Annotated in this window: 3 protein-coding genes and 2 pseudogenes; 3 read left to right on the forward strand and 2 right to left on the reverse strand. The window is 58.6% G+C overall.

What is annotated here, in order from left to right:
• Together AC1DH9_RS23025 and gntR are read right to left on the reverse strand one after the other, a co-directional pair.
• A pseudogene (locus AC1DH9_RS23025) lies at positions 1-366 on the reverse strand (IucA/IucC family protein); the annotation flags it as partial.
• A 138-nt stretch (positions 367-504) separates the two neighbouring features.
• On the reverse strand, positions 505-1,536 hold the full coding sequence (gene gntR, locus AC1DH9_RS23030) for an HTH-type transcriptional regulator GntR (RefSeq protein ID WP_427536022.1): 1,032 nt from the start codon (positions 1,534-1,536) through the stop codon (positions 505-507).
• A gap of 215 nt (positions 1,537-1,751) precedes the next feature.
• Here gntR and AC1DH9_RS23035 point away from each other — a divergent pair, with 215 nt between their 5' ends.
• From AC1DH9_RS23035 to AC1DH9_RS23045, 3 genes and pseudogenes are all read left to right on the forward strand, one after another.
• Positions 1,752-2,285, forward strand: a complete 534-nt coding sequence (locus AC1DH9_RS23035; protein ID WP_477808837.1) for a gluconokinase — start codon at positions 1,752-1,754, stop codon at positions 2,283-2,285.
• An 82-nt stretch (positions 2,286-2,367) separates the two neighbouring features.
• Positions 2,368-3,720 (forward strand): GntP family permease, encoded by a 1,353-nt coding sequence (locus AC1DH9_RS23040; RefSeq protein WP_427532071.1) that lies wholly within the window; start codon positions 2,368-2,370, stop codon positions 3,718-3,720.
• A gap of 209 nt (positions 3,721-3,929) precedes the next feature.
• Positions 3,930-4,606, forward strand: a pseudogene (locus tag AC1DH9_RS23045) (hypothetical protein); the annotation flags it as partial.

Here is a 4,606-nt window from a genome sequence, read left to right on the forward strand (position 1 = left end):
GAGCAGGTTTAGCAACTGTGAAGGAAACAGCAGTTTTTGTGCTGGGGATTCAGGGCGATGCAGCGTGATGTCGCCCTGTATGTCCCAGCTGTTCATCCGCGTGGGGATGAGTCCTTCGAARCACAACCGGGCACCATCGAGCAGCGTGAGCCAATGCATCGAGCCCTTGGCTTGCAGGACTTCGGGATTCAGCAGGCCTTCGCGCAGCAGCGCCTGCAACAAGCGCTGAAAGCTTGCGCGGGCGCTGAGCTCGAGCGTATCGGCCAGATGGCCGAGGCTTATCCGGCGAGACGTGAACGCCTCGGTCGCCAGCGCTTCGCTCCAGCGTGAGAGTAACCATTGCTGATTTTGCGGGTCCGTGTGCATGACATAAGACTCCTGGGGGCGGTTAAAAGCAGCTCCAGAGAGGCTACGGCACGCGCAAAAAAATCGATGGCAAGCGTTTCCGACAAATCTGTGGGACGGATCCCAGGGTGTTGGCGGGAATGTCCGAGAGCGGGTTTCCTAGGTACTCTCGCGAACCTTCAACTCAAAGCCCATGTCGACCACCGGTTTGGCGATCGAATTGCCGGCCATCAAGGTCAGCATGTGCTCAGCAGCGCGGCGGCCGATGGCTTCACGCGGGGTGCTGATGCTGCTCAGGCGCGGCACCATGTGCGCCGAGGCTGGCAGGTCGTTGAAGCCGAGGACGGCGACTTGTTCGGGGATCTTGATCCCGTGGCGCATGGCTTCGAGCAGGGCGCCGTGGGCCAGGTCGTCGTTACCGAAGAAGATTGCGTCGACCTGCGGATGGCTCGCCATCATCTGCAGGAATAATTCGCCGCCAAGGCCCACCGAAGAGGGACGCGGTGTCAGCAACTCAAGGTCCGGGTCGTACAGGCCCGCTTGCTGCAAGGCACGCCGGAAACCTTCGCCGCGCAGCAAGGTGCGTTGGTCGAGTTGTGCGCCGATGTAGGCCAGGTGCCGCCGACCGCGGGAGATCAAGTGTTGTGCGGCGGTTTCGCCGGCACTCAATTGCGAGAAGCCGACGCAGTTCAGGCCGGCGCCCGGGTCCAGATCCATCATGTAGACGCAGGGGATATTGCTGGTTTCGATCATCCGGCGGGCACTTTCGGTACGATCGAAGCCGGTCAGCAGCAACCCTCTTGGCTGATAGGCCATGTAGTTGCGCAGCAGGTTCTCTTCTTCATCACGGGAATAGTGATAGTTGCCGATCAGCACTTCGAAGCCTTTGGGACGCAGCACCTGATGGATGGCTTCAAGGGTTTCGATGAACAGCAGGTTCGACAGCGATGGCACCAGGACCACCACCGAATGGCTCTGGGCCGAAGCCAGGGCGCGGGCGGCGGGGTTGACCACGTAGTTCAGTTCGAGCGCGGCCTGCTGGACCTTTTCCACCAACTCGGTGGCGACGGTGCTGATGCCGCGCAAGGCCCTGGACGCGGTGATTGGACTCACGCCTGCCAGACGGGCGACTTCGTTGAGGGTAGGGCGGCCGGTGGTGCGAGTATTTTTATCGTTTTTAGTGGAGGTCATCGGGCTGCTTGCCAAACAAAATTCAAGGCACTAAGGTAGCGCTGTCTCGATGCGGCTGCAAATGCTTGAGCAGGGTTTGCCTGATCCCTGCTTTTTGGCGTTGGGAAAGAACGTGCTGCAACCCATAAAAATGACAAGAAGGCGTCGGCAATGCCTGCTTTTGCACTAGAGTTTCACGTAGCAAAGGTAGCGCTGTCTGCGCGCTGAGGTGTTACATGAGTCAACCTATCACCGCCCTGGTCATCATGGGCGTGGCCGGCTGCGGCAAGTCCAGCGTCAGCGAAGCCCTGTGCCAGCTGAGCGGTGCAACCGGCATTGAAGGCGATACCTTTCACCCTGCTGCCAATATCGAAAAGATGAGCGCAGGCATTCCTCTCAACGACGAMGACCGKGCYGGCTGGCTCGACAGCCTGTGCGATGAGCTGCGTCGCGTCGATGCCTCGGGCGCACGCCCGGTGCTGACCTGCTCGGCGCTCAAGCACAGTTACCGTGAACGCTTGCGCAGCGCCTTGCCGGGCCTGGGTTTTGTGTTCCTCGAGTTGACCCCTGAAGTCGCCGCCGATCGCGTGGCTCATCGTCCGGGGCATTTCATGCCGTCGACCTTGATCGCCAGCCAGTTCGCGACTCTTGAATCCCCCGTTGGCGAGCCACTGACCCTGGCGCTCGATGCCTCGAAGCACAACGTCGATGAACTCGCCCGGCAGGCTCACGCCTGGTGGCTCAGCCATGGTTTGAAACTCGCCGGCTGAGTGTTGCTGCAAGAGATAGCGCTGTCCTGACGGCTTCTGAATAACCCGCTTCAATAACAACAACAAACAGGAGATACCCCCCATGTTTGGCATGTCCCACGAGTCGTTTTTGCTGCTTGATGCAGTGATCACCGTGATCGGATTAATCGTCCTGATCACCAAGTTCAAGTTTCACCCCTTCATTGCATTAATCATCGCAGCGGCTTTTCTCGGGCTGACCTCGGGCATGCCGATTGGCACCATCATCAAGGCGTTCCAGGACGGTTTCGGTGGGGTGCTCGGGTTTGTCGGGATCATCCTGGCGCTGGGTACCATGCTTGGCAAAATGATGGCCGAGTCGGGCGGGGCGGATCAGATCGCCCAGACCCTGATTCGCGCGTTCGGCAAAGAGCGCGTGCAATGGGCCATGATGTTTGCGGCCTTCCTGGTCGGTATCCCGTTGTTCTTCGAAATCGGTTTTGTGCTGCTGATTCCGCTGGTGTTCATCGTGGCCCGGCGCACCGGCGTTTCAATCATCAAGATCGGTATCCCGTTGCTGGCCGGTCTGTCCGCCGTGCACGGACTGGTTCCGCCGCACCCGGGTCCATTGCTGGCCATCGGGGTGTTTGGTGCGGACATCGGTAAAACCATTCTCTACGGTCTGATCGTTGCGTTGCCGACCGCGATCATTGCCGGCCCGATCTACGGCACGTTCATCGCCAAGTACATCCCCGGTCATCCTAACCAGGAACTGGTGGATCAACTGGCTCGCGAACCTCACTCCAGCACCTTGCCGAGCTTCAGCATCACGCTGATCACCGTGCTGTTGCCGGTGTTCCTGATGCTGCTGAAAACCTTTGCCGACATCGCACTGCCGGACGGGCATTTCTTCCGCACCTGGATGGACATGATCGGTCACCCGATCTCGGCGTTGCTGCTGGCGTTGCTGCTGTCGCTGTACACCTTCGGGCATCGTCAGGGCATCGGCTCCAAACAGATCCTCAAACTGCTCGACGCCAGCCTGGCGCCAACTGCGGCGATCATTCTGATCATCGGTGCCGGTGGTGGCTTCAAGCAGATGCTGGTGACCAGTGGTGTGGGCGATGTGATCGGCCACATGGCGGTGAGCGCGCAGATTTCGCCGATCCTGCTGGCCTGGCTGGTCGCGGCGGTGATCCGCGTGGCCACTGGTTCTGCGACTGTGGCGACCATTACCGGTGCAGGTATCGTGGTGCCGGTGGTGGGGATGATTCCGGGCGTGAACCGCGAGTTGCTGGTGCTGGCCACCGGYGCGGGTTCGTTGATCCTGTCACACGTTAACGACGCCGGCTTCTGGCTGGTCAAGCAGTACTTCAACATGACCGTGGCCGAAACCTTCAAGACCTGGACCGCGATGGAAACCATCCTGTCCGTTGTTGCGCTGGGCTTTATTTTGTTGCTGTCGCTGGTGGTTTGATCCACTGCGGTGCCAGCACCGCATTTATAGAATCATCTGAGCCGCGAGAGGATATTCAATCCTTGTCGCGGCTTTCTTCTTTGCGATCCTCAATCCCTGAATACCACTCGTCGGCACTGTCAACTTTGACAGGTAGGCGTTGTGTTGTGCTCCGCGTAAAACTTGCTCATGAACTCGTGACTCATCTACGCGTGCAGGGAGAAAACATCATGACCGCCAAAGCAACTGGATTAACACAGCAAGGCCGGGCGGGGAGAGTGAGTGATCTTGTCCATCCGTCGGACCCCGGCACTAAAGTGGGTACGGGCGCAATTAACTGGGGTATTGGTGCGGCTGAAAAAACCTATGTGGTTAATGGGTTTTCCCCCAGTACGCGAGATGATCAGTTGTCCTGGACCCCAGGCCGGGTTACAAAAAATGTGTTCAATCAGTATGAGCCAAACGAGTTCATGACTTTCGGTTATCTCAGCGATTGGGGGATCGGTGATCCACGTTACGGCGACGGTCCCGGTCAGCCCGACCCGAGTTATGTCATCGGAGGACGCGGTACCGACATCATGAGGCTTGAGGGCAAGACAGGGACTTTTGACAAGATTGTGCTGGGTTTTGCAGCGATTGTTGGAGACCTTGGAGTCAATAGAAACGTTATCGCCAGAGCAGCACACTACTGGGACCACGAGCCGGTGCCGAACGTCCCCCCGACTCAGGCAGAGCTGAACGCAGCAGAGAAACTCTGGATGTCCAAGGCGGCACTTACTGATCCCTGGGGGTGTGTCGCAGCCTATATCAATTGTGGGTTCGGGAGTTATGTAGGCGAAAAATACAATGAGCTTTTTGACCCCGCCAAAGCACAGGGGGTCTTGGGTGCATTGGGTAAGCTCAAAGC

The organism is Pseudomonas sp. 05T35, assembly GCF_056396605.1.

What these genes read in the sequence shown, in the direction of transcription:
- gntR (WP_427536022.1), bottom strand. Translation starts at nt 1,536, where the DNA reads ATGACCTCCACTAAAAACGATAAAAATACTCGCACCACCGGCCGCCCT.